The sequence below is a fragment of the Streptomyces roseolilacinus genome (assembly GCF_014649335.1).
Classification (GTDB): domain Bacteria; phylum Actinomycetota; class Actinomycetes; order Streptomycetales; family Streptomycetaceae; genus Streptomyces; species Streptomyces roseolilacinus.
Genome location: NZ_BMSV01000001.1, coordinates 286,451 through 311,317, shown reverse-complemented (window position 1 = coordinate 311,317; position 24,867 = coordinate 286,451). Strand labels below are relative to the sequence as shown.

At 76.2% G+C, this 24,867-nt stretch carries 18 protein-coding genes; 9 read left to right on the top strand and 9 right to left on the bottom strand.

What is annotated here, in order from left to right; translation table 11 throughout:
- Positions 1–92: 92 nt before the first annotated feature.
- Positions 93–734: a TetR/AcrR family transcriptional regulator gene (locus IE106_RS01345; protein ID WP_189529359.1), complete on the bottom strand. Its 642-nt coding sequence runs from the start codon at positions 732–734 to the stop codon at positions 93–95.
- Positions 735–929: 195 nt separating this feature from the next.
- Positions 930–1,175: an Rv3202a family protein gene (locus IE106_RS01340; protein WP_189529358.1), complete on the bottom strand. Its 246-nt coding sequence runs from the start codon at positions 1,173–1,175 to the stop codon at positions 930–932.
- A gap of 124 nt (positions 1,176–1,299) precedes the next feature.
- On the opposite strand from IE106_RS01340, the gene IE106_RS01335 reads away from it, so the two are divergent.
- The 7 genes from IE106_RS01335 (at position 1,300) to moeZ (ending at position 10,150) form a co-directional block, all read left to right on the top strand.
- Positions 1,300–2,286 (top strand): alpha/beta fold hydrolase, encoded by a 987-nt coding sequence (locus tag IE106_RS01335; RefSeq protein ID WP_189529357.1) that lies wholly within the window; start codon positions 1,300–1,302, stop codon positions 2,284–2,286.
- Between the two features lie 8 nt (positions 2,287–2,294).
- On the top strand, positions 2,295–3,926 hold the full coding sequence (locus tag IE106_RS01330) for a DUF3152 domain-containing protein (RefSeq protein ID WP_189529356.1): 1,632 nt from the start codon (positions 2,295–2,297) through the stop codon (positions 3,924–3,926).
- Between the two features lie 214 nt (positions 3,927–4,140).
- Positions 4,141–5,835, top strand: a complete 1,695-nt coding sequence (locus IE106_RS01325; RefSeq protein ID WP_189529913.1) for a DUF3492 domain-containing protein — start codon at positions 4,141–4,143, stop codon at positions 5,833–5,835.
- Positions 5,828–6,979: a hypothetical protein gene (locus IE106_RS01320; RefSeq protein WP_189529355.1), complete on the top strand. Its 1,152-nt coding sequence runs from the start codon at positions 5,828–5,830 to the stop codon at positions 6,977–6,979. Before IE106_RS01325 ends, IE106_RS01320 begins: the two co-directional genes overlap by 8 nt.
- Positions 6,980–7,183: 204 nt before the next feature.
- Positions 7,184–8,146 (top strand): NAD-dependent epimerase/dehydratase family protein, encoded by a 963-nt coding sequence (locus IE106_RS01315; RefSeq protein ID WP_189529354.1) that lies wholly within the window; start codon positions 7,184–7,186, stop codon positions 8,144–8,146.
- Positions 8,134–8,886: a spherulation-specific family 4 protein gene (locus IE106_RS01310; protein WP_189529353.1), complete on the top strand. Its 753-nt coding sequence runs from the start codon at positions 8,134–8,136 to the stop codon at positions 8,884–8,886. Before IE106_RS01315 ends, IE106_RS01310 begins: the two co-directional genes overlap by 13 nt.
- An 85-nt stretch (positions 8,887–8,971) precedes the next feature.
- Entirely contained in the window at positions 8,972–10,150 is a 1,179-nt protein-coding gene (gene moeZ, locus IE106_RS01305; RefSeq protein ID WP_189529352.1) for an adenylyltransferase/sulfurtransferase MoeZ, read from the top strand.
- A gap of 631 nt (positions 10,151–10,781) precedes the next feature.
- Here moeZ and IE106_RS01300 read toward each other — a convergent pair.
- From IE106_RS01300 to IE106_RS01270, 7 genes are all read right to left on the bottom strand, one after another.
- The gene (locus tag IE106_RS01300) at positions 10,782–11,003 is read right to left on the bottom strand and encodes a hypothetical protein (RefSeq protein WP_189529351.1); all 222 of its coding nucleotides are present in this window, start codon (positions 11,001–11,003) and stop codon (positions 10,782–10,784) included.
- A gap of 269 nt (positions 11,004–11,272) precedes the next feature.
- On the bottom strand, positions 11,273–12,838 hold the full coding sequence (locus IE106_RS01295) for an alpha/beta hydrolase (RefSeq protein WP_189529350.1): 1,566 nt from the start codon (positions 12,836–12,838) through the stop codon (positions 11,273–11,275).
- Positions 12,839–12,936: 98 nt separating this feature from the next.
- Entirely contained in the window at positions 12,937–14,544 is a 1,608-nt protein-coding gene (locus tag IE106_RS01290) for an alpha/beta hydrolase (RefSeq protein ID WP_189529349.1), read from the bottom strand.
- A gap of 82 nt (positions 14,545–14,626) precedes the next feature.
- Positions 14,627–16,579, bottom strand: a complete 1,953-nt coding sequence (locus IE106_RS01285; RefSeq protein ID WP_189529348.1) for an ABC transporter permease — start codon at positions 16,577–16,579, stop codon at positions 14,627–14,629.
- Entirely contained in the window at positions 16,576–17,340 is a 765-nt protein-coding gene (gene modA, locus IE106_RS01280) for a molybdate ABC transporter substrate-binding protein (protein WP_189529347.1), read from the bottom strand. The genes IE106_RS01285 and modA overlap by 4 nt, the downstream gene beginning before the upstream one ends.
- A gap of 101 nt (positions 17,341–17,441) precedes the next feature.
- A complete protein-coding gene (locus IE106_RS01275; protein WP_189529346.1) occupies positions 17,442–17,837 on the bottom strand; it encodes a TOBE domain-containing protein in 396 nt (131 codons plus the stop codon).
- A 106-nt stretch (positions 17,838–17,943) separates the two neighbouring features.
- Entirely contained in the window at positions 17,944–20,655 is a 2,712-nt protein-coding gene (locus IE106_RS01270) for a lysylphosphatidylglycerol synthase domain-containing protein (protein WP_189529345.1), read from the bottom strand.
- A 143-nt stretch (positions 20,656–20,798) separates the two neighbouring features.
- Here IE106_RS01270 and IE106_RS01265 point away from each other — a divergent pair, with 143 nt between their 5' ends.
- Both IE106_RS01265 and IE106_RS01260 read left to right on the top strand, forming a co-directional pair.
- Positions 20,799–21,200 (top strand): MGMT family protein, encoded by a 402-nt coding sequence (locus tag IE106_RS01265; RefSeq protein ID WP_229839916.1) that lies wholly within the window; start codon positions 20,799–20,801, stop codon positions 21,198–21,200.
- An 82-nt stretch (positions 21,201–21,282) separates the two neighbouring features.
- Complete coding sequence (locus IE106_RS01260) at positions 21,283–24,828, top strand: ATP-dependent helicase (protein WP_189529343.1); 3,546 nt, start codon at positions 21,283–21,285, stop codon at positions 24,826–24,828.
- The last annotated feature ends 39 nt before the right edge of the window (positions 24,829–24,867 follow it).

The window sequence follows — 24,867 nt, the reverse complement described above, 5'->3', positions numbered from 1 at the left end:
CGCCGTACGCTGCACACATTAGCCCGGAGAGGCGAGGAGCCACGGCCCGGCACCGCACGCCAGGAGCGAACAGCGCCGCGCCGCCGCCGGGGTCAGTGCCCCTCGGCCCCGTGCAGCGGGAACCCGGCGATGCCCCGCCACGCCAGTGACGTCAGCAGTTGCACGGCCTTGTGGCGCGGGACCGGCGAGTCGCTCGCCAGCCAGTGCCGCGCCACGACCTGGGAGACGCCGCCCAGGCCGACGGCCAGCAGCATCGATTCGTCCTTCGATAGCCCGGTGTCCTCGGCGATCACGTCCGAGATCGCCTCGGCGCACTGCAGGGACACCCGCTCGACGCGCTCGCGCACCGCGGGCTCGTTCGTCAGGTCCGACTCGAACACCAGGCGGAACGCGCCGCCCTCGTCCTCCACGTACGCGAAGTAGGCGTCCATCGTGGCGGCCACGCGCTGCTTGTTGTCCGTCGTGGAGGCCAGCGCCGTGCGGACGGAGTGGAGCAGCGACTCGCAGTGCTGGTCGAGCAGCGCCAGGTACAGCTCCAGCTTGCCGGGGAAGTGCTGGTACAGGACCGGCTTGCTGACGCCCGCCCGCTCGGCGATGTCGTCCATCGCCGCCGCGTGGTACCCCTGGGCGACGAAGACCTGCTGCGCCGCACCCAGCAGCTGGTTGCGTCGGGCTCGGCGCGGCAGGCGCGTGCCCCTAGGGCGCGCCGCCTCTGTCTGCTCGATGGCTGTCACGCCGCCTCCCAAAATCGATCCAAGTGCGCTGTACGCCGCGCCCGCCATCGTACTTTCGGGTAACCCGGCCGTGCGTGGTGCGAACGCAGAATTTCACGTACCGGACGGCGGCGGTAGCCGAAGCTTCAAACGTGAACGACCCGGCTACCGCCAAACCTCCCCAACCTGCGCAAACGGCGACGGGGGCGCCTCGTCTCACACCCCGTCGCGGTAGTCGTCCTCGTCCAGCGCGACCACCCGGGCCTGTTCCGCCGCGTCCGCCTCGTTCGCCACGGCCGGGTCGATGCGCGACAGCGGGTCGTCCGACTGCTGCCGGAGTTCGGTGTGCTGCTCGGCGGCGTCCGCCTCCGGAGTCTCCTCGTCCAGCGCGGCGACACCGGTCGCGCCGTTCTCCCGGGCCAGCTCCGCCAGCGTCTCGGGATCCGTGGGGTCGACGGTCATGAGCTCCCCTTTCTCACGGGCTTCTGCCCTTGCTACGAGCCTAGAAGGTCCCCCTCATCGGCGCTATACGATCTGTGACGGCGAACACACCCGTGCGGGCGTGATCGTCTCGTAACATTGCCGCATGTCTTCGACCGAGCTGCCCGCGTCCCCCACCGCCGCCGGCGCGGCGTCTCGCGTGCACGCCGTACGGGTCGCGGAAGGCGAGCGCCTGCGCTCCGTGGAGCTGCCCGGCCTGACCCTGAACGTCCGTTACCGCCCGTCCGGCACGCCCGGCAGGGCGCCCGCGCTGTACGTGCACGGGCTCGGCGGCTCCTCCCAGAACTGGTCGGCGCTGATGCCGCTGCTCGAAGACGTCCTGGACGGGGAGGCCGTCGACCTGCCCGGCTTCGGCGTCTCCCCGCCGCCCGACGACGGCAACTACTCGGTGACGGGCCACGCCCGCGCCGTCATCCGCCTCCTCGACGCCGGTGGCCGCGGCCCCGTCCACCTCGTCGGCAACTCCCTGGGCGGTGCCGTCGCCACGCGTGTCGCGGCCGTCCGCCCCGACCTGGTCCGCACGCTGACGCTCGTCTCGCCCGCCCTGCCGGAGCTGCGCGCCCAGCGCAACGCGTGGCCCACGGCGCTGCTCGCCGTCCCGGGCACGGCGCGGCTGTTCTCCCGCCTGACCCGCAACTGGACGGCCGAGCAGCGCGTGCGGGGCGTGCTCGCCCTCTGCTACGGCGACCCGGGCAAGGTCACGGACGAGGGGCTGCTGGCCGCGGTCGAGGAGATGGAGCGCCGGCTGCGGCTCCCGTACTTCTGGGACGCGATGGCCCGTTCGGCGCGTGGCATCGTCGACGCCTACACTCTGGGCGGCCAGCACAACCTGTGGCGGCAGGCGGAGCGGGTCCTCGCGCCGACGCTCCTCGTGTACGGCGGGCGGGACCAGCTCGTGTCGTACCGTACGGCGCGCAGGGCCGCGACGACCTTCCGGGACGCGCGGCTGCTCACCCTCCCGGAGGCCGGGCACGTGGCGATGATGGAGTACCCCGAGGCGGTCGCCCGGGCGGTGCGCGAACTGATCGCCGACCGGAGCGGCGACGGCCGCGGCGACGGCGCGAGGAGCTGATACGGGGCGTGGGACGACATAGCCGCAAAGGGCCCGCCCCCACCGACCGGGGGGCGGACGACAGGACCGCCGCCGCTGCCGCGTCCGGCGGCGGACGCCGCCGCAGGGCGGCACCGGAGGCGAAACGGGGCGCGCGGGCGCAGCAGCCCGCCCCCCCGGCTCCCCGGGACGCGCCGGCGGCCCCGCCCCGGCAGACCCCCGGGACACAGCAGCCTCCCCAGGCCCCGCAGGCGCAGCGGCCTCCGCAGACGCTGCAGCCCCAGCAGCCTCCCCGGGCCCAGCAGGCCCCGCGGCTCCAGTGGTCCCCGCAGGCCCCTCACGCCCCGGCCCCCCAGCAGTACGGGTACGGCTACGGCTTCGGCACCCCGCCGCACGGCACCCCCGCCCACGACCCCTCCCGCGACGTGCGCGGCGGGCACCCCGAGCAGCGCGAGCCGGGCGGCGGCTGGGGCGCCGCCCCCCACGCGGCCGCCGCACCCTCCCCGCAGCCCCCCGCGCCCCGGTCGCGCATCGCCCAGAGCCCGCCGCGGGTACCGGGGCCGCGCCGGGAGTTCGTCGAGGCGTTCGACGCGCAGGGGGCGCGGGACGGCGCCGTTCCCGAGGCCGGGGACCGTCCCGCCGGGACGGCCGGGACGCAGGACGCCCCGGCCGGCGACGACGCGGCCACCCGGGCGCGGGACGCGGCCGGTTCCGGCCCGCACGGCGCCCGCGACGGCGCACGGCGCGGCGAGGACCGTGACGGCGCACGGCGCGGCGAGGACCGTGACGACGCGCGCCCCGGTGAGGACCGCGACGGCGCGCGGCGCGGCGGCCGGGCCGGCAGGAGCCGCACGTTCGCCGGGATCGCCGCGGCCGCCGTCGTCACCGTCCTCGCGGTCATCGTCGCCGGCGAGGTCGGCGACGCGCGGCAGCGGGACCGGGCGGACCGGGCCGCCGACGCGCCCGACCGGGGCGCGGCCGACGATGCCTCCCGCTCCGACCAGCGGGCCACCCCGCCGCAGACCGCCCCCGCGCGGCCCGCGGCGCCCGTCGCACCGCCGACGTACGAGCAGCTGATGGCCCGGCAGTTCCCGCTCGACCCGGCGATGAAGGGGTCCGGCGACTTCGCGGCCGTCCCCGGAGCGGACGAGGCGCCCGGCAAGGGGCGCAAGGTCCGCTACCGCGTCGACGTGGAGAAGGGGCTCGGGCTCGACGGCGAGCTGTTCGCCCGGGCCGTGCAGGAGACCCTCAACGACGACCGCAGCTGGGCGCACGGCGGCGCCATGACCTTCGAGCGGATCTCCACGGGCGAGCCCGATTTCGTCGTCACGCTGGCCAGCCCGGGGACGACCGGCGTCTGGTGCGCCAAGTCCGGGCTGGACACGACGATCGACAACGTCTCCTGCGACTCCGCCTCCACCGACCGCGTGATGATCAACGCCTACCGGTGGGCGCAGGGCGCCGAGACCTTCGGCCCCAAGGCGATGCTCGCCTACCGGCAGATGCTCATCAACCACGAGGTCGGCCACCGACTCGGCCACAACCACCGCACCTGCCAGACGCCCGGCGCGCCGGCGCCCGTGATGCAGCAGCAGACCAAGTCGCTGGAGATCGACGGCGTCAAGTGCCGCCCGAACCCGTGGGTGTACCCGGGCGCCTGACGCCCCCACCCGGCCGGGACCTGACGGAACGTCACCGGAAACCGGCCTAGCGCAACGGAACGCCACCAGTGCGCGGAAGTCACGCGCATTCACCCCTTCCGGTGGCGTGACGGACAACCGTCCGTCACGCCACCCGTCGCTCCGCTTACGGTCGTCCCGCCGCGAGTCGCCGGACCAACGGTGGCCGCGCACAAGGGAGATCGGGGGTGTGCTCGTGCGGATCGGACTGCTCACGGAGGGTGGGCACCCGTACGCCTCGGGTGAGACCAGACTCTGGTGCGACCGGCTCGTGCGCGGGCTCTCCCAGCACGAGTTCGACGTCTACACGCTCGGCCGGGGCACCCGCCGGGAGGACGCCGGCCGGGCCCCGCTGCCGCCGCACGTGCGCCAGGTGCGCACCGCGCCCCCGTGGACCGCCCCGGACGGCGCCCGCGTCGGCCGCACGCCGGGCCCGCGGACGTACCGCCGGCGCGACCGCCACCGCTTCGCCGGGCACTTCGAGCAGCTCGTCACCGCCCTGTGCCGCCCCGGCCCGGCCGGGGACACCACCTTCGCGGACGGCCTCTACGGCCTCGCGGAACTCGCCGGCGAGCGGGGCGGCCTGGGAGGCGCCCTGCGCTCGGAGACCGCGGCGCGCACCCTGGAGGCCGCCTGCCGCGCCCCCGGCGCGCGCCGGAGCGCGCACCGCGCGACCGTCTCCGACCACCTGGCGCTCACCGGCCGGCTGGAGCGGGTCCTGCTCCCGCTGTCGCTCGACTGGTACGGCGCGGACGGGCTCGGCGCCGCCGACCTGTGCCACGCCGCGTCGGGCGGCGCGGCGGCGCTGCCCGGCCTGCTGGCCAAACGCTTCTTCGGCACCCCGCTGCTGGTCACGGAGTACGGCGTGCAACTGCGCGCGCACTACCTGACGGTCGGCGGCACGGCCCTCGGCACGCCCGCGCGCTCCCTGCTCTCCGCGTTCCACGGGCGGCTCGCCGCCGAGGTCTACCGGCAGGCCGCCCTCGTCACGCCCGGCAACGCGCACGCGCGCCGCTGGCAGGAGCGGTGCGGCGCCGACCGGGGCAAGCTGCGCACCGTGTACCCCGGCATGGAAGCGGAACGGTTCGCCTCCGTGGGGGAGGGCGCCGACCCGGGCGACCCGCGCACGCTCGTGTGGGTCGGCCGCGCCGAGCCCGCCAAGGACCTCGCCGGACTGCTGCGCGCCTTCACGGAGGTACGGCGGGCGGAGCCCGGCTCCCGGCTGCGGATCGTCGCCGTGCCCGCGCGGGACCCGCGGACGGCCGCGTACCTCGCGCACTGCCGGGCGCTCGCCGCCCGGCTGTTCCCGCAGGACGCCGCCGGCCGCGCCGCGGGGGGCGGCCCCGTCTCCTTCGAGGAGGTCGGCGGCCCCGGGGCGCCCCGGCTCGCCGACGCCTACGCCGCCGGCTGCGTGATCGTGCTCTCCAGCGTCGCCGAGGGGTTCCCCGTCAACCTCGTCGAGGCCATGCTGTGCGGCCGCGCCACCGTCTCGACGGACACCGGCGCGGTCGTCGAGGTCGTCGGCGGCACGGGACTCGTCGTCCCCCCGGGCGATCCGCGGGCGCTCGCGGAGGCGTGCGTCGCGCTGTTGCGCGACCCCGAGCGCAGGGCCCGGCTGGGCGCCGCCGCGCGCGCCCGCGCGCTGGAACTCTTCACCGTCGAACAGAACCTCGCCGCGTTCCGCGCCCTCTACCTCGAAGCGCTGGCGTCGGCGCCGGTACGCCGGGAGTCGGAGGCCCTCGACCCGGACGGCGACCCGCTGCCCTTCGCCCACCCGGCCGAGGCGCACGTACCGGGCCACTGGACGGCGGCCGCCCGGCGCGCCGCCCCGCGGCCCACGCCCACGTGGGCCGCCACCGCCGCGGCGACGAGCGGAGGCGGCCGTGCCTGAACACCCCGGCACCCCGGTCGGAACCGCCCCCGCCCCCGAGGGGGGCGCCCCCGCCGGGACCGCGCCCCGGAGCCCCGCCGACCCCGTCAAGGCGCTGCTGCACCGGCACCGGGAGCTGTGCCGGCGGGCCGTCGACCCCCTGGAGATCGCCGCCGGCCTGGAGGCGCACGGGGTCACCGACAGGACCGCCGCCCGGTTCCGGCACCGCGACGTCTTCTCCCTCGCCGAGGAGCTCTACGCGCGCGCGCCCCGCGACGGGGAGCTCGGCCCGGCCCTCGCCGCCTCCGCGCCCCCCGCGGACCCGGAGGGCCGCCGGAGCCGGCGGGGACGCGGCGGCCGGGTGCTCACCGCGCTGCTGCCCGGCGGCGTCTGCGCCCTCGCGCTCGCCGCGCACGCCCACGCCTCCGGGCCGCCGCTGCTCGCCGTCACCGCCGCGGGCGCCGCCGGGCTCACGGCCGCCCTCGTCCTCGCCGTACGGCGCGGGCCCCTGCGCGCCCGCGGCCACACGCCGCTCGCCGCGCACGCCGCGACCGCCCTGCTCGTCCTGTACGCCACGTACGGCGACGGGTTCCTCGACCAGCTGCTCGGCGGCGGCCCCGCCGGGCCCTGGCCGCCCGCGACCGCCCCGCTCCTGGCCCTCGCCCTCGCGGTGGTGCCGGCCGCCGCCTGCGCCCGGCTGTTCGCCGTGCGGGCCCGGCGCCGGCTCGCGGGCAGCCGCGACCTGGACGACTTCACCGCCCGGGCCCGGCCCCTGTTCCTCGCCGTCGCCGCCCTGCACCTGGCGGCCCTCACCGGGCTGCTCGCCGCGGTCCGCCTGGTACCCGGGACGAGGCCCGGGGCCCTCGCCCCGGCCGCCGCGCTCGGCATGCTGCTGTTCCTCGCCCGGCTGCTCGCCGTGCACGGCCTGCCCCACGCGGGCGCCACCGCGCTCGTCACCACCGCGGCGGCCGAGGTCCTGGCCTGCCTCACGGTCCTCGTCGGCCGGCTGCCCGGCTGCGCCCCCGTGGCCGCCCCGGTACGGCGGGCCGTCGAGACCTGGGGCACCGCGGCCGTACCGGGTGTCCTGTGCGGGGCCGCCGCGCTCGGCCTGCTGGCGTACGCCGCCGCCGTGCTCGCCCGGGCCTCCGCGCACGCCCGCCCCTGACCGCCCGCCCCACTGCCGGCACCCGCCGGCACCCATCGACCGCACCGACCGCACGACCCCAGGACCCGCCAGCGCCACAGGCCCCACAGGCCCCGGAAACACCAGGCGCGTCACGGGTTCCGCGTATCCGCGAGACACCGAGGAGAGACACGACATGACCCCCCAATCCCCGACCACGGCCGCACGGCGCGAAGGGGGCGCGCGATGAGGGTGCTGCTGCTCGGCGCCACGGGATTCATCGGCCGCTTCGTCGCCGACCGGCTGCTCGCCGACCCGGCGGTGCACCTCACCGCCCTGGGCCGCCGCGACGACTCCGACGTGCGGTTCGACCTCGCGGGCGGCAGCCCGGGGGCGCTCACCCGCTTCCTGGACGCCGTCCACCCGGGCGTCGTCATCAACTGCGCCGGAGCCACCCGCGGCGGCGCCCGCGAACTGACCCGGCACAACACCGTCGCCGTCGCCACCGTCTGCGAGGCGCTGCGCCGCAGCCGTTGCGGCGCCCGCATGGTCCAGGTCGGCTGCGCGTCCGAGTACGGGCCGTCGCAGCCCGGCTCGTCGACCGCGGAGGACGCCGTGCCCCGCCCCGGCGGGCCGTACGGGGTGTCGAAGCTCGCGGCGACCGAGCTGGTCCTCGGCTCCGGGCTGGACGCCGTCGTCCTGCGGGTGTTCTCGCCGGTCGGCCCCGGCACCCCGGCCGGCTCGCCCCTCGGCCGCCTCGCGGAGACCATGCGCCGCGCCATGCAGTCCGGCGACACGGAGCTGAAGCTCGGCGGCCTCGGCGTGCAGCGGGACTTCGTCGACGTACGGGACGTGGCGCGCGCCGTGCACGCCGCCTCCCTGTCGGCGGCGCAGGGCGTGGTCAACATCGGCACCGGCCGCGCCGTACGGCTCCGCGACGCCGCGTCCCTCCTCGCGCGCGTCGCCGGCTACGCGGGAGCCCTCCACGAACCGGACGGCCCGCCCACCCGGCCCGTCATCGGCGCCCAGCGCTCCGAGTCGCCCTCCGACCACCAGCCCCCGGTCGCCGCCCACCCCTACCCCGACGGCTGCGGGGCCTGGCAGCAGGCCGACGTGCGCACCGCCCGCGACCGGCTCGGCTGGCGGCCCCGCATCAACCTGGAGGAGTCCCTCGCGGACATCTGGATGGAGGCGGCGTGCCGTATCTGACCAGCACCGGCCCCGGTCTGCCGGCGGCCGGTGCCGAACGGCTCGGCATCGGCGTCCCCGGCTACGCCCACCCGCTCCTCGCCCCCGTCGAGTGGGCCGAGCTGACGCGGCCGGACACGCCCGTGCACTGGGCCGTCCTCAACGTCGCGGACGGCCCCGGCGTCCGGCCCGACCCGCACTGCCTGGAGGCGGCGGGCCGGCTCCGGAACGCCGGCGTCCGGGTCCTCGGCCACCTCGACCTCCGCCGGGGCGCCCGGCCGTTCGGTGACACCGTCTCCGAGGCCCACCGCTACCTCGACTGGTACCGCGTCGACGGCTACTTCCTGGACCGCTGCCCCACGCAGCGGCAGGACCTGCCGGGGATGCGCCGGCTCACCGCCGCCCTGAGGGCCGTCCTGGACCGGGCGGACGGCTGCCACCTGGTCCTCGGCCACGGCGGCCACCCGCACCCCGGCTACGCGGACACCGCCGACCAGCTGGTCACCTTCTCCGGGCCCTGGGCCGAGTACCGCTGGTCCCAGGCGGCGGAGTGGACCGCCGACCACCCACCGGAACGGTTCGTCCACTTCGTCCACGGGGTGCCGCGCACCCATCTCGACGAAGCGGTGCGGATCGCGCGGTGGCAGGGAGCGGGGACGATCTTCTTCACCGACCGCACCGGACAAACCGGCCCATTCGCGGCCCTGCCCGGCTACTGGGACGAAATTGTCTCGCAGATCGGACCAGGTGTCTCGGAATGAGGAGGGCCGTGGCAGTGTTACGGGACATGTAGTCCCCGCCCGCGCGGGGGTAGTCCCGTACTGACATACGACCAACGGAGTCCCCGTGTCGCTGCCACCCCTGGTCGAGCCGGCTGCCGAGCTCACCGTAGACGAGGTCCGCAGGTACTCCCGCCACCTGATCATCCCGGACGTCGGGATGGACGGACAGAAGCGGCTGAAGAACGCCAAGGTGCTGTGCGTGGGCGCCGGCGGGCTCGGTTCGCCGGCCCTGATGTACCTGGCGGCCGCGGGCGTGGGCACGCTCGGCATCGTGGAGTTCGACGAGGTCGACGAGTCGAACCTGCAGCGCCAGATCATCCACAGCCAGTCCGACATCGGCCGCTCCAAGGCGGAGTCCGCCCGCGACTCCGTCAAGGGCATCAACCCGTACGTGAACGTGGTCCTCCACGAGGAGCGGCTCGAGGCCGACAACGTGATGGACATCTTCAGCCAGTACGACCTGATCGTCGACGGCACGGACAACTTCGCCACGCGCTACCTCGTCAACGACGCGTGCGTGCTGCTGGACAAGCCGTACGTCTGGGGCTCCATCTACCGGTTCGACGGCCAGGCGTCGGTCTTCTGGTCCGAGCACGGCCCCTGCTACCGCTGCCTCTACCCCGAGCCCCCGCCGCCGGGCATGGTCCCCTCCTGCGCCGAGGGCGGCGTGCTGGGCGTGCTCTGCGCGTCCATCGGCTCCATCCAGGTCACCGAGGCGATCAAGCTCCTGGCCGGCGTGGGCGACCCGCTGGTCGGCCGGCTGATGATCTACGACGCCCTGGAGATGCAGTACCGGCAGGTCAAGGTCCGCAAGGACCCGAACTGCGCCGTCTGCGGCGAGAACCCCACCGTCACCGAGCTCATCGACTACGAGGCCTTCTGCGGCGTCGTGTCCGAGGAGGCCCAGGAGGCGGCGGCCGGTTCCACGATCACTCCGAAGCAGCTCAAGGAGTGGATCGACGACGGCGAGAGCATCGACATCATCGACGTCCGCGAGGTCAACGAGTACGAGATCGTCTCGATCCCCGGCGCCCGGCTGATCCCCAAGAACGAGTTCCTGATGGGCAACGCCCTCCAGGACCTGCCGCAGGACAGGCGGATCGTCTTGCATTGCAAGACGGGTGTCCGCAGTGCGGAAGTCCTGGCGGTGCTGAAGTCCGCGGGCTTCTCCGACGCCGTCCACGTCGGCGGCGGCGTCATCGGCTGGGTCAACCAGATCGAACCGCACAAGCCGGTCTACTGACCGCCCTTCCCGCCGGCCGGCGGGACCGACGAAGCCCACGGCTCCGACCTGGTCGGTTGCCGTGGGCTTCGGTCGTCGTCGCGTCCGCCCTGCGGCAGGGCCGGGTCCCACGCGTGCGGGCCCGCCGTTCCCCCCTCGACCCGGTCCGCCGGCTCTCCCCCTCGCCGTGAGGGGGAGGGAGAGCGCCGCTTCCGGAGCTCGATCCGAACCCCTTGCGGCCGCCGCCGTCGACCGGCGCGGGGGCCGGGCAGGGACGCTGGTGCGCGCCCCGGCCGCGATGTCGACGTCAGCCGTGGATGCCGGAAGCCCGCCGGTCAGCGGCTGCGGAGAGAACGGGGACGGAGGCCCGGCGGTCCGCCGGGTCCCCCGTGACCGGGGGAAGTCGGCGGTCGCGGGTCACGCCGCGCTCGTGCCGGGGACGGGCTCTTGCGCGTCCTCGAACACGGCGTCGTCGTCCTCCCCGAAGTCCGGGGCCTGGAAGGGGTTGGTCGTCGGAGGCGGCAGCGCCGCGGCGGAGGAGCGGGGCGCCCCTTCCAGAGCGGAGAACAGCGGGGTCGAATCGATGAGAGGTCTCCCTTTTCGCTCCGGGTCCCCGCAGGGACCCGGTGTGCCGTGACCGGGCACAGAGGTCCTACAGCTTGGCCATCTTGGCGTACGGGCTCAGGATCCGCTTCTGCGTCGAGCCGAAGTCCACGAGTGCCGCGATTCCGGCCTCGACGCCGATCACCCGGCCGAGGCCGTACATGTCGTGCGTCACCTGGTCGCCCACGGCGAAGTGCCGGGGGGCAGGCGTGGCCCGGGCCTTGAAGGGGCTGGTGGGCAGGTGACGTTTGGGGGCAGCAGGCTTTGTCATTGCCCCCAGTATGCGCCCGTGGGCGGCTTGTTCGCTGCGGTCGTCCACGTCGGATTCGCCACAGGGCCGGACGGTGGGGCCCACGGGCGGGGAGGGGCCGGGGCGCCGTACCGGTCACCTGGGGGTTCGCCGCCTGGCGGGGGCCTGGACGCGGTCGCGGGGCACCCTCGCCGCCGGTGGCCGGCCTCCGCGGGCAGGGGCGCAGGCCGGACCGGTGGCCGGATCGGGGGGGCCGGACCGCCGGCCGGCCCCCGTCCGGTTCCGGGCGGCTAGGAGCAGGTCGTGCCGTCCGCCGGGACCTCGTCCCGCAGCAGGTAGTCGTCGACCGTCCGCGTCACGCACTGCGAGGAGCCGTACGCGCCGTGCCCCTCGCCCTTGTTGGTGATCAGCACGCCGACGCCCTTGCCCAGGCCGTCCGCCATCCTCCGCGCGCCCTCGTACGGTGTCGCCGGGTCGCCCGTCGTGCCCACGACCAGGATCGGCCCCGCGCCCGGCGCGGACACGTCCTGGGTCGCCGACTCGCCCTTCACCGGCCAGTTCGCGCACCAGCCCGCCGTGTCCCACGCGAGGAAGCCCCCGAACACGGGGGAGATGCGCCGGAACTCGGGCAGCAGCGCCTTCGCCTCGGCGGCCGTGGGCCGCTGGTCGGTGTCGGCGCAGGAGATCGCCCGCTGCGCGTGGCTGTCCGTGCCGTAACGGCCGCTCGGGTCGCGGTCGTTGTACATGTCGGCGAGCCGCAGCAGCGCGTCGCCCCGGCCGTCCTCCGCCTCCCGCAGCGCCTCCGTCAGCAGCGGCCAGCTGCTCTCCGAGTACAGCGGGAGCACGATGCCGGTGAGGGCCAGGCCCTCCGTCAGCTTCCGGGTGCCACTCGTCCCCAGCGGTTGCTCGTCGAGTCGCGCCAGCAGCCGGGTCACCCGGGCCGTGCCCGCCTCGGCGCCCTCGCCCGTGGACGCGAAGTAGTTGTTCAGCGCCCGCTGGAAGCCCGTCGTCTGGTGCCGGGCGTGGCCCTTGCTGTCGGCGGTCGGGTCGACCACCGCGTCCAGCACCGTCCGGCCCGTGTGCTTCGGGAACAGGTGGGCGTACGCCGCGCCCAGCTGCGTGCCGTACGAGATGCCGAAGTAGTTCAGCTTCGCGTCGCCCAGGACGTGGCGGATCACGTCCATGTCGCGGGCGGTGTTGGCGGTGGTGACGTGGGCGATCAGTCCGCCGGAGCGGCGGGCGCAGCCGGCCCCGAAGTCGGAGCCGTCCTTCAGGTAGGCGGCCTCCTCGGCCGGTGTGTCCGGCGTCAGGTCGATCCGCGCCTCGGCGTTCGCCTGCTCCTCGTCCGAGCGGCACACGACCGCCGAGCTGCCGCCCACCCCGCGCGGGTCGAAACCGACCAGGTCGTAGCGGGTGTTCAGCCCGTCGTAGTCCGGTGCGAAGCCCGGCAGCATCTCCACGCCCGACGCGCCGGGGCCGCCGAAGTTGAACAGCAGGGAGCCGATCCGGCCCTTCTTGTCGCGGGCCTCCTTGCGGATCAGCGCCACCGGCAGCGTCTCGCCGTCCGGCTTGCGGTAGTCCAGCGGCACCTTCACCGTCGCGCACCGCCACGCCGACCCCGGCTTCTCACCGCCCTCGGGCGCCTCGCACGGCTCCCACCGCGGCTTCTGGCCGGTCAGCGCGGCCGGCAGCCCCGGCATGCCCGCCGTGCTCCCCGGCCGGCCCGGGGCGGACGACGCCGACGGCCCGCCGTCCGCGCCGTCCGCGCCGCCGTCCTGGCACCCCGCGGCCGCCCCGGCCACCAGGGTCGCCGTGATCGCCACCGCCACGGCCCGTACCCGCATACGCTTGGACATGCACTCCCCAGAACTCCCCCGGACGTACCGGGCATCCCGCCGCTGAATCGTCATGGTAGGCGCCGCCGCCCCCGGTCCCCGTGCCCCTGTGGACAACCTCACGGGCAGACGGTCCCCGACGCCGGGACCCTGCCGTCGAGGAGGTAGGCGTTCACCACGCGCCGCACGCAGGCGTCACCGCCGTTGTACGCGCCGTGTCCCTCGCCCCGGTACGTCACCTCGACGCCGACACCCTTGCCCAGCGCCGACGCCATGGCCGCGGCGCCGGCGAAGGGCGTGGCCGGGTCGCCCGTCGTCCCGACCACCAGGATCGGCGGCGCGCCGGGGGCGCTCACCTCCGGGTGGTCCGACCGGCCCGCGACGGGCCACTGGCCGCACCCCAGCATCTCCCAGGCCAGGGCGTCGCCGAACACGGGCGAGACCCTGCGGAACTCGGGGAGCTTCGCCCTGATCTGCTCCACCGTGAACCGCCGCCGGTCGTCGACGCAGTTGATCGCCGCGTTCGCCGCCCGCAGGTTGTTGTAGTCGCCGTTCTCGTCCCGGCCGTTCATCAGGTCGGACAGCGCCAGCAGCAGCGCGCCGTCGCCGCCGTCCGCCTCGTCGAGGCCCTGCTCCAGGTACTGCCAGTACTTCTTGGAGTACAGCGCCTGGAGGATGCCGCCGAGGGCGTGCGTCTGGGTCAGCTCGCGGTCGCCGATGCCCTGGACGGGGCGCTTGTCGAGCCGCGCCAGCAGGTCGGTGACGAACCGCTCGATCTCCTGCGGGGTGCTGCCGGGCAGCGCGCACCGGTCGCCCCGCCGCACGCAGTCGGCGGCGAAGTTCCCGAGCGCCAGCTGGAACCCCGCGGCCTGGCCGAGCGCCCCCTGCTCGACGGTCCCGCCCGGGTCGACGACCGCGTCGAGGACGGCCCGGCCCACCCGGCGGGGGAACAGGTGCGCGTACACCCCGCCGAGCTCCGTGCCGTACGAGATGCCGAAGTAGTACAGCTTGGCGTCGCCGAGGACCTGCCGCAGCAGGTCCATGTCGCGGGCCGCGTTCTCCGTGCCGACGTGCGGCAGCATCCTGCCCGAGTTCTCCTCGCACGCCGCCGCGTACTTCCCCAGCCCGCCGTGGAGGGCCTTCTCCTCGGCGGCGGTGTCGGGCGTGGCGTCCTGCGCGAAGAACGCGTCCAGCTCACGGCGGTCCAGGCACTCCACGCCGTCGCTCAGCCCCACGCCGCGCGGGTCGAAGCTCACCAGGTCGTAGCGGCCGCGCAGGGCCTCGTACTCGCCTCCGAGGGACGGCAGGGCGGTGATCCCGGAGCCGCCCGGGCCGCCGAAGTTGAAGACCAGGGAGCCGATCCGCTTCGCCCGGTCGCGGGCCCTGGCGCGGATCAGGGCCAGCTCGACCGTGTCGCCGCCGGGGTCGGCGTAGTCGAGCGGGACGTCCATGAACGCGCACTCCCACCGGGTGCCGTCGGGGAGCGGGCTCGGCGGCGACGCGCCGCCCTTCGCCCCGGAGGAGGGCGTGCACGGCTTCCACGCCGGCTTCTGCGCGGCCAGGTCCCTCATCGCGTCCCGGCCGGTCCCGCCGCCCCCGTCCCGGTCCCCGTCGCCGCCGCACCCCGCGACGCCGGCGAGCAGGGCGACGACGGCGAGGGCGGCGGCACACCGGCGGGCGGTCCTCCGCGGGGCGGTCGTCCGCCGGGCGGGGCGAGTGATCGGCATGCGTCCATCGTCAGCGCGCCCCCGCGCCCGCGCCCGCGCCGCGCACCCATGCGGGTGGCCGGCGCGGGCGCGGGCGCCGCGCCTACAGCGGTACGACGGTGATCTCGGTCGCCTTCACGCTCACCCACACGCCGGAGCCCTCCGCGAGGCCCAGCTCCGCCGCTGCCGCCGGGGTCACCTCCGCGACCACCTCGGACGGCGCGCCCGGCACGCCCGACACCAGGACCCGCAGCCGCGCGCCGTGCGCGGCCAGCTCCCGCACGGTGCCCCGCCACACGTTGCGGGGGCTGCCCGAGGGGCGGGCGGCGTGCAGGGACACCGCCTCGGGCGCCGCCACCGCGAGGGCGGCCGTGCCGTCGGCGGGCGCCGGGTCGGCGGCCGTGACCAGCCGGGCACCGTCCGCCGTGTCCAGGCCGCCGCCGCGCACCGTGCCCGGCCAGGCGTTGCGGCCCAGCATGCGTGCCACCCACGGGGAGCGCGGGTGCCGGGCCACCTCGGCGGGCTCCGCGTACTGCACCAGGCGCCCCTCCTCCAGGACGAGGACGCGATCGGCCAGCGAGACGGCCTCCACCGGGTCGTGCGTGACGATCAGGCACACGCCGGGGAACCCGGCCAGGTGCCGGCGCAGCGCGTGCCGCACCCGCGCGCGGGTCGTCTGGTCCAGGGCGGCCAGCGGCTCGTCGAGGAGCAGGAGCCGGGGCCGCGCGGTCAGGGCCCGGGCGAGCGCCACCCGCTGGGCCTGCCCGCCGGACAGCTCGCCCGGCCTGCGGTGCGCCAGGTGGCCCACCCCGAGCCGGTCCAGCCGCTCCCGGGCCTGTGCCCGCGCCCGGGCCCGCGGCACGCCCTGGGCGCGCAGCCCGTACGCGGTGTTGGCCAGCGCCGACAGGTGCGGGAACAGCGCGCCGTCCTGCGGCACCCACGCGATGCCGCGCCGGTGCGGCGGCAGCCCGGCCAGCTCCCGCCCGCCGAGCCGCAGGGTCGTGGCCGTCGCCCGCGGGGTGAGACCCAGCAGGGCGCGCAGCAGCGTGCTCTTGCCGGCCCCGTTCGGCCCGACGACGGCGACCGTCGTCCCGGCGGGCACGTCCAGGCGGAGGGCGGTGGCCCCGTCCACCTCGGCCACCAGCGGGTACGCCGCCCCCGCGGCGTACCCGTCGGCGGGCCCCGCGGCCGGGGCGTCGGCGGGCGGGACGTACCCGCCGGTCCGCTCCTCCCGCTCGGGGCCCGCCGGGCGCGGCGCCTCCCGTACCGCCGCGTGCCCCAGCCAGCGCCCGCGCAGGGCGACCAGGACCGCCGCGGCCGTGACGAGGAGCAGCAGGGAGACGGCGACGGCGCCGTCCGGGTCGTTCTGGAGCAGCAGGTACACCTGGAGCGGCAGCGTCTGCGTCGTACCCGGCAGGTTCCCCGCGAAGGTGATCGTCGCGCCGAACTCGCCGAGCGCCCGCGCCCAGCACAGCGCCGCCCCCGCCACCAGGCCCGGCCCGACCATCGGCACGGTCACCGTGCGGAACGCCCGCAGCGGCGCGGCGCCCAGCGACGCCGCCGTCTCCTCGTAGCGCGGGTGCAGCCCCGCCAGCGCGCCCTCCAGACTGATCACCAGGAACGGCATCGACACGAACGCCGCCGCCACCACCGCGCCCGCCGTCGAGAACGGCAGCGACACCCCGAACCGGTCCGCGAGGACCCCGCCCAGCATCCCGCGCCGCCCGAACCCCTGGAGCAGGGCCACACCCGCCACCGTGGGCGGCAGCACCATCGGCAGCATCACCAGCACCCGCACCAGCGCCTTGCCGGGGAAGTCGACCCGGGCCAGCACCCACGCCAACGGCACGCCGAGCAGCAGCGACAGGGCGAGCGCCCACCCGGACACCACCAGCGACAGCCCGAGCGCCTCCCGCACGGCGGGCGCGGTCAGCCGGTCCCCGAGCGTGCCCCACGGGGCGTGCGCCAGCACCCCGGCGAGCGGCAGCAGCAGGAAGACCACCGCGACCAGCGCGGGCACGGCGAGCGGGACGGGGACCCGCCGGGCGGGGATCACGGCGTCCCGAACCCGGCCGCCGCCAGCAGCGCACGCGCGCGCGGCGACCCCAGCCACGCCACGAAGCGGCGCGCCGCCCCGGGGTCGTGTGCGGAGGTGAGGACCGCGGCCGGGTAGGAGACCACGGCGTTCCGCGCGTCCGGTACGGCGACCGCGTCCACCTCGCCGCGGGCGGCGGCCGCGTCGGTGGCGTACACCAGTCCGGCGTCCGCCTCGCCCAGCCGGACCTTGGCGAGGACGGCGCGGACGTTCGGCTCCTGGGAGACGGGCCGCACCTTCGCCCCGGCCCTGTCGAGGATCTGCCGGCCGTAGCGCCCGACCGGCACCTCGGGCGCGGCCAGCACCACCTTCAGCCCCGGCCGGGACAGGTCCTCCAGGCCGGTGATCCGCTCCGGGTTCCCCTCGGCGGTGACGATGGCGAGCCGGTTGCGGGCGATGACGACGGGCTCGCCGACCGCCTCGCCCAGGCGGTCCATGGTCGGGGTGTCGGCGGTGACGAGGACGTCGGCCGGCACGCCCTGGCGCACCTGGGAGGCCAGCTCCTGCGATCCGGCGAAGGAGAACACGACGTCGGTGCCGGGATGCTCCTCCTCGTAGGCGGCGCCGACGTCCTCGAGGACGTCGGTGAGGGACGCGGCGGCCAGCACGGTCAGCCGCCCCGGCCCGTCCGCCGGGGCGCCGGGGCCCCCGCAGGCCGTCAGCGGCAGCAGCAGGGCCGCGGTCAGCAGGGACGCGACGGCGTGGCGCACGGTACGGCGCACGGGGACCTCCGGCCGGTCGGACGTACGGGGTGTCGGGACGTGAGGGGGGAGGGGGGACGTACGGGGTGCGAGGGGGGCGTGCGGGGCGCGGGGGCGGGCGGTCAGACGCGGTCGATGTGGACGTTGGTCGACTTCACCCGCGCCACCGCCTCGACGCCCACCTCCAGGCCCAGCTCCTCCACGGCCTCACGGGTCAGCAGCGACACGAGCCGGTGGGGCCCGGCCTGGATCTCCACCTGGGCGGCCACGTCACCGAGCTTCACGGCGGTGACGATGCCGGGGAACGCGTTGCGCGCGCTGGTGTACGGCACCTCGCCCCCCTCGTCGGACTGCGCGGCCAGCGCGACGGCGAACGCCGCCAGGTCGGGGCCGTCGACCAGCCGCCGCCCCACCTCGTCCCGGCGCGTGCGGAGCCGGCCGGCGTCGGCCCAGCGGCGTACGGTGTCGGCGCTCACGCCCAGGAGACGCGCCGCCTGCTGTGAGGTGTAGGACCGCATGTGCGGCAATGTAGGCGCGAGGGGCCCGCAGCTGCAAGCAGGATCGGCCGATCCTCCTGGCATCCGCGGGCCCCTCCGTGCGAACCCACCACGCGGGCGCGGTCCCCTACAGGGCGCCCTTGCGCGTCAGGTGGTTGAACGACACCCACCCCGGCAGCACCGGCAGCCACAGCGTCAGCAGCCGGTAGAGCAGCACCGCCGGCGCCGCGACCTCCTTCGGCACCCCGGCCAGCACCAGGCCGGCCAGCAGGGCGCCCTCGACCGCGCCGACGCCGCCCGGTGTGGGCGCCGCCGAACCGAGCGCGTTGCCCGCCAGGAACACCACGGCGAGACTCGCGTACGACAGCGGCTGCTCGCCGCCGTTGAACGCCCGGATCGAGGCGTCCAGGCACAGCACGAACGTCGCCGTCAGCAGCAGCATGCCGCCGATGCCGGTCAGCAGCTTGCCGGGCCGCTGGAGCACGTCCAGCATGCGCGGCACCACTCCCGCGAACAGCGACCGCAGCCGCGTCGACACGAACTTCCGCAGCGCCGGGACCGCCGTCACCACCAGCAGCAGCACCGCGATCGTCAGCAGCCCCGCGATGACCGTCCTGGACGGGGTGAAGTCGTCCTGCGACCGCTCCGTGCCGGTCAGGTAGCCGAATGCCAGCAGCAGCAGGATGTGCGCGCCCAGCCCGAACAGCTGCGACGCGCCCACGCTCGCCACCGCCAGGCCGGGACGCACCCCGGACCGCTGGAGGAACCGCGTGTTGAGCGCCACCCCGCCGACCGCCGCGGGCGCGACGATCTTGACGAAGGACCCGGCGACCTGCGCCACCACGGTCCGCAGGAACGACACCCGCTCCGGTACGAAGCCGAGCAGGCTCATCGCCGCCGCCACGTAGCTGAGCGCCGAGCACGCGACGGCCACCGTGACCCAGCCCCAGTCCGCCTCGCTGATCGTCGACAGCGGGATGCTCGCGATCTGCGACAGCAGGAAGTACGCGGCGATGGCGCCCGCGATGAGGCTGATCAGCGTGCGCGGCCTGATCCGCTCCAGCCGCACCGGCTCCACCGGGGCCTGCGGCCTGATCCGCAGCACCTGGCGGCGGATCTGCGCCAGCAGGTCCTCCTCGCGCGCCTCGTGCAGCGCGTCCTCCAGGGCCCGCTTCTCGGCCTGCTTCTCCGCCCGGACCACCCTGCGCCCCGCCTTCGAGCCCGCCTCGCCGGCCTCGCTGGACGCCTCCAGCCGGGCCTGCTTCGCGGCCTCCGACGCCGCCAGCACCGCCTCCCGCTCCCGCTGCGAGCGCTCGCGGGCCAGCCGGCGCAGCGTCGCCCGGCTGGACCGGCTCAGCGCGATCGGCTGGAGCAGCGGCAGGCAGCCCGCGACCTTGTCGGGGCCGAGGACCTGCACGGCCGCCGCGACCACCCGCTCCGCGCCGACCCGCAGGCCGAGCGTGGTGAGCAGCTGCGCGATGTCCATCCGCAGCACCAGGTCGCCCGCGGCGATCTCACCGCCGCGCAGGTCCGTGATCACCACGTTGCCGGAACGATCCACCAGCAGGGCGTCGCCGGTCAGCCTGCGGTGCGCGATGCGCCGCGACTGCAGCGCCCGGACCTGCTCCCAGCAGCCGCACACCACCTCGTCGGTGATCTCCTCGTCGGCCAGCGAGTCGAGGGAGCGGCCGCCCCGGTGCTCGTACACGAGCATCACGGCGTCCGGGCCGAGCTCGGAGGTGGCGATCAGTTTCGGCGCGTTCGCCCCGGCGGCGATCGCCGCGTACGCGAGGAGCGCCTCCTGCTCCAGGGCCTGCCGCAGCGACTGGATGGAGCGGCGCGTGGTGATGCCGCGCAGCGTCAGGCGGCGCCACACCCGGTAGAAGAAGCCCTGCGCCTGCTGCTCCCGGTCGACCACCGTGACGTCGAGGGGCGAGCCCTCCTCCAGGGTGACCAGGTAGCGGCGGCCCCGGTCGCCCTGCTCGGCGGTCTCCGGCAGGCCCTCCGCGCGCATGGCGGACACCGGGCGGAACCCGACGTGGCGCAGGCCCGCCAGGAGCGTCTGGCCCGTGGGGCGGACGTTCGGCGAGCCGACCGCGTAGAGGGTGCCGTAGGCGACGGTCCAGCCGATCAGGATCGTCAGGATGATCGACAGCGGTGTCGTGTAGCCCGCCACCAGCATGGTGAACGCGTCGAGCAGCAGCACCACCCACAGCACGACCCGCCAGCGCGGCCGCCGGGCCATGCCGACCGCCGACATGTACGCGATGACCGGCGCCAGGTAGCCGTGCACCGGATCCGTGAGCCCGCCGCCGCTCTGCGGCTGGGTGAGCGCCTCCTGGATCGCCGTGGGCGCCGCCCGCGCCACCCACAGGTCCGTCGCGAGGGTGACGCCGTGCGCGAGCACGGCGGCCAGGACGCCGTCCGCGATGCGCAGTCCGTCCCGTTTGATGAGCCTTTCGATCGCGAACGCGACGGGCACGAGCAGCACGGCGATGCTGGAGACGAGCCCGGCCACCTTGACGAACACGTCCGGGGCCTGGCCGGTGCCCTTGCTGATGTCCTGTTCGAGCCCCGAGGTGGTACCGCTGGCGAAGGCCGCGATGCCGATGACGACGACGATCGCGAGGAGGCCGACGAGCAGGCGCAGCAGGTCGGAGGGGCGGTGCACGCGCGCGGCGAGCAGCGGCTCGTCGCCGGAGAGGTCGCTGTGCTGCTCACCGGGGGCGTCGGGCGGCGTGGGCCCGGCGCCCGCGTCGCGGTCCGGCCCGCCGTCCCGGGGGGCGGTGTTCGGGCGCGGCTCGGCGCCAGGAGCGCTCGCCGCGTCGGGAGGCCGCACGTCCTGTTCCTTCGCCTTCTCTGTCTCTTCTTGGTCTCGTATCACCAGTCACCGCCCGGAAGATGGTGGCACGCCCGGGAGGCGGAGGAGGGCATCAGGGTGCGATGCCCGTCTTGTCGTACCCGTGGTGCAGGATGGTGCGGATGACTGCTGAGGAGCACCCCGACCGGCTTCCGGAGTACGCGGAGCGCGTGCTGGAGGTCGCCGAGCTCATCCCGCCCGGCCGGGTGCTGACCTACGGGGACGTCGCCGAATGGCTCGGCGAGGGCGGTCCCCGCCAGGTCGGCAGGGTCATGGCGCTGTACGGCGGCGCCGTGCCGTGGTGGCGCGTGGTGCGCGCCGACGGCCGGCTGCTGCCCGGGCACGAGCGGCGCGCCCTCGGCCACTACCGCGAGGAGGCCACCCCGCTGCGGGAGGCCGCGCCGGCGCACGGCACCGCCGCCACCCCGCCGCGCCTCGACATGAGGCGGGCCCGCTGGGACGGGACCGGTGGCTCCGGCGGCGGTGGCACGGACGACACCGGGCGTGCGATGGCTCACAATTGACAGCTTCCGCCATGGGGCGGGGCCGCGCCCCTTCTCCACCGCACCCTCACCCTCAGCACACCTCCCAGGACCGGCGATCCACGTGAGTTCCTCCTCCACCACCCGGCGCGTGCCGCACCAGGACCCGGTACGACCCGGGGCCTCCGGCGCGTACCGGCTGGTGCGGACCCCGCCGGACCCGGTGGCCCCTCCCCTCCTGGACGCAGCGCAGCGGGCGGTGGTTGACCACGCGGAAGGACCGCTCCTCGTCCTCGCCGGTCCCGGCACCGGCAAGACGACGACGCTGGTCGAGGCGGTGGCGGCGCGCATCGAGCGGGGCGCCGACCCCGAGCGGATGCTCGTCCTCACCTTCAGCCGCAAGGCCGCCGTCGAGCTGCGCGACCGGATGGCCGCCCGGCTGCCCGGCGCGCGCGGCCCGCAGGCGACGACGTTCCACTCGTACTGCTACGCCCTCGTCCGCGCCCACCAGGACGCCGGCCTGTTCGCCGAGCCGCTGCGCCTGCTGTCCGGCCCCGAGCAGGACGTCGCCGTGCGCGAACTCCTCGCCGGCCAGCTGGACCTGGAGCGCGACGGCCTCGCCCGCGTCCACTGGCCCGACGAACTGCGCGCCTGCCTCACCACGCGCGGCTTCGCCGACGAGGTGCGCGCCGTGCTGGCCCGCTCCCGCGAACTGGGCCTCGGCCCGCGCGCCCTCGCCGAGTTCGCCGCCCGCACGGGGCGGCGCGACTGGTCGGCGGCGGCCGGGTTCCTCGCCGAGTACCTGGACGTCCTCGACATGCAGGGCGTCCTCGACTACGCCGAGCTGGTCCACCGCGCGGTGCTCCTCGCCGAGCGCGTGGCGCTCCCCGCGTACGACGCGGTGTTCGTCGACGAGTACCAGGACACCGACCCGGCGCAGGTGCGGCTGCTCCAGGCGCTCGCGGGGCGGGGGAGGACCCTGTACGCGTTCGGCGACCCCGACCAGTCGATCTACGCGTTCCGGGGCGCGGACGTCAACGGCATCCTCGGCTTCCCGCACGCGTTCCGGCGCGCGGACGGCGCCCCCGCGCCGGTCGCCGTGCTCCGGACGGCGCGCCGCTCCGCCTCGGCGGTCCTGGCCGCGACCCGGCTGCTCACCGCGCGGATGCCGCTGCCGCGCCTGCCCGCCGACACGGTGCGGGCCCACCGCGACCTGACGCCGGTGCGCGAGGGCGGGCGGGTGGAGACGTACACCTTCCCGACCGCGTCCACGGAACTGGACAACATCGCGGACATCCTGCGCCGCGCGCACCTGGAGGACGGGGTGCCGTGGAGCGACATGGCCGTCCTGGTGCGCGCCGGAGCGCGGTCCCTGCCGTCGCTGCGCCGCGCCCTGACCTCGGCGGGCGTGCCGCTGGAGACGGACGGCGCGGACGTCGCGCTGCGCCACGAACCGGCGGTGGCCCCGCTCCTGACGGCCCTCCGCGCCACGGCGACGGCGGCCCTGCGGGCCACGGCGGGCACGGAGGGGCGGCAGGGCGGGGAGGGGGCGGCCGCGGGCGACGCTCCTGCCGGTGACGTTCCCCCCGCCGAAGCCCCCGCGGGCGACGCCGCCGGCGAACCCCCTGCCGACGGGCCGGTCCCGGACGGCCCCGCCGTCAGCGCGCCCGGTCCCGCCCAGGAGGGCCCCGCCCCCTCCACCGGCGCCCCCGTTCCCGGCGAGGAGACTCCCGATACGGAAGCCCCCGACACGGAAGCCCCCGCCGAGGAGGCCCCCGCCGAGGAGGCCCCCGCCCCCTGGCTGGACACCGAGACCGCGCTCACCCTGCTCGCCTCGCCGCTCGGCGGCATGGACGCCGCCGACCTGCGCCGCCTCGGCCGCGCCCTGCGCGACGAGGAGCGCGCGGCGGGCAACAAGGTCCCCCCGCCCTCCGACGTGCTGCTCGCCCGCGCCCTCGCCGAACCCGAGCGGCTCGTCGCCCACGACCCCGCCCACGCGCGCGGCGCGCAGCACCTGGGCCGGCTGCTCCGCGAGACGCGCGAGCTCCTCGTCCGCGGCGGGACCGCCGAGGAGGCCCTGTGGCACCTGTGGAACGGCACCGGCTGGCCGAACCGCCTCCACCGGGCCGCCCTGCGAGGCGGCCCCGCCGGTCGCAACGCCGACCGGGACCTCGACGCCGTGTGCGCCCTGTTCGACACCGCCGCCCGCGCCGAGGAGCGCACCGGCGGGCGCGGCGCCCTGAACTTCCTCGCCGAGCTCGAGGCGCAGGACATCGCGGCCGACACCCTGTCCAAGCGGCAGGCCCGCCCCGACGCCGTACGCCTGATGACGGCGCACCGCTCCAAGGGCCTCGAATGGAGCCTCGTCGTCGTCGCCGGCGTGCAGGAGGGGCTCTGGCCCGACCTGCGGCGGCGCGGCTCCCTCCTGGAGGCCGACCGGATCGGCCGCGACGGCCTCGCCGAACCGCTCACCCCCGGCGCCCTCCTCGCGGAGGAGCGCCGCCTCTTCTACGTCGCCGCCACCCGCGCGCGCGACCGGCTCGTCGTCACCGCCGTCAAGGCGCCCGCCGAGGACGGCGACCAGCCCTCCCGCTTCCTCGCCGAGCTCGGCGTCGAACCGAGGGACGTCACCGCCCGCCCGCGCCGCCCCCTCGCCGTGGCCGCGCTCGTCGCGGAGCTGCGGGCCACCACCGTCGACCCGGACGCCTCACCCGCCCTGCGCGACGCGGCCGCCCGCCGGCTGGCCCGGCTCGCCGCGCTCACCGACGACGAGGGCCAGCCCCTCGTCCCCGCCGCCCACCCCTACCGCTGGTGGGGCCTGTACGACCCCACGCAGGCGCCCGCCCCGCTCCGCGACCGCGACCGGCCCGTCGCGCTCTCCGGCAGCGCCCTGGACCAGCTGGTCAACACGTGCGCCCTCCAGTGGTTCCTGGGCCGCGAGGTGAAGGCGGACGCCCCCGCGACCGTCGCCCAGGGCTTCGGCAACGTCGTCCACGTCCTCGCCGACGAGGTCGCCTCCGGCCGCACCCCCGCCGACCTGGCGGTCCTCATGGAACGCCTCGACTCGGTGTGGGACGCGCTGGCATTCGACGCGCCGTGGAAGTCGGTCCAGGAGAAGGAGAACGCGCGCGCGGCGCTGGAGCGCTTCCTGCGCTGGCACGTGATGGACCGCGGCGGCCGGACCACCGCCGCCACCGAGCACGGCTTCGACGTGACGCTGGAGGCGGGGGAGTACCAGGTGCGGATCCGGGGATCCATGGACCGGGTCGAACGGGACGAGCAGGGCCGCGCCTACGTCGTCGACTTCAAGACCGGCAAGCAGGCCCCCACGAAGGACGAGGTCGCCCGCCACGCCCAGCTCGCCGTCTACCAGATCGCCGTCCGCGAGGGCGCCGTCGACGAGGTCTTCGACGGCCGGCGCCCCGAGCCCGGCGGCGCCGAGCTGGTCCACCTCCGCCAGCCGGCGCCCGTGAAGGAGGGCGGCGACGCCCTGCCGCGCGTCCAGTCCCAGGAGCCGCCCTCGCCGGAGTGGACCGCCGGGCTGCTCGCCACCGCCGCCGGCCGCGTCCTCGACGAGCGCTTCACGCCCACCACCGGGCAGCACTGCGCCACCTGCTCCTTCCGCGCCTCCTGCAGCGCCCGCCCCGAGGGCCGCCACATCGTGGAGTGAGCGGGGACCGCCGGGGAGGGCGCCCCCCACCGGCCGACC

What these genes read in the sequence shown, in the direction of transcription:
- IE106_RS01340 (WP_189529358.1), bottom strand. Translation starts at nt 1,175, where the DNA reads ATGACCGTCGACCCCACGGATCCCGAGACGCTGGCGGAGCTGGCCCGG.
- IE106_RS01335 (WP_189529357.1), top strand. Translation starts at nt 1,300, where the DNA reads ATGTCTTCGACCGAGCTGCCCGCGTCCCCCACCGCCGCCGGCGCGGCG.
- IE106_RS01315 (WP_189529354.1), top strand. Translation starts at nt 7,184, where the DNA reads ATGAGGGTGCTGCTGCTCGGCGCCACGGGATTCATCGGCCGCTTCGTC.
- IE106_RS01300 (WP_189529351.1), bottom strand. Translation starts at nt 11,003, where the DNA reads ATGACAAAGCCTGCTGCCCCCAAACGTCACCTGCCCACCAGCCCCTTC.
- IE106_RS01295 (WP_189529350.1), bottom strand. Translation starts at nt 12,838, where the DNA reads ATGTCCAAGCGTATGCGGGTACGGGCCGTGGCGGTGGCGATCACGGCG.
- IE106_RS01290 (WP_189529349.1), bottom strand. Translation starts at nt 14,544, where the DNA reads ATGCCGATCACTCGCCCCGCCCGGCGGACGACCGCCCCGCGGAGGACC.
- IE106_RS01275 (WP_189529346.1), bottom strand. Translation starts at nt 17,837, where the DNA reads ATGCGGTCCTACACCTCACAGCAGGCGGCGCGTCTCCTGGGCGTGAGC.
- IE106_RS01265 (WP_229839916.1), top strand. Translation starts at nt 20,799, where the DNA reads ATGACTGCTGAGGAGCACCCCGACCGGCTTCCGGAGTACGCGGAGCGC.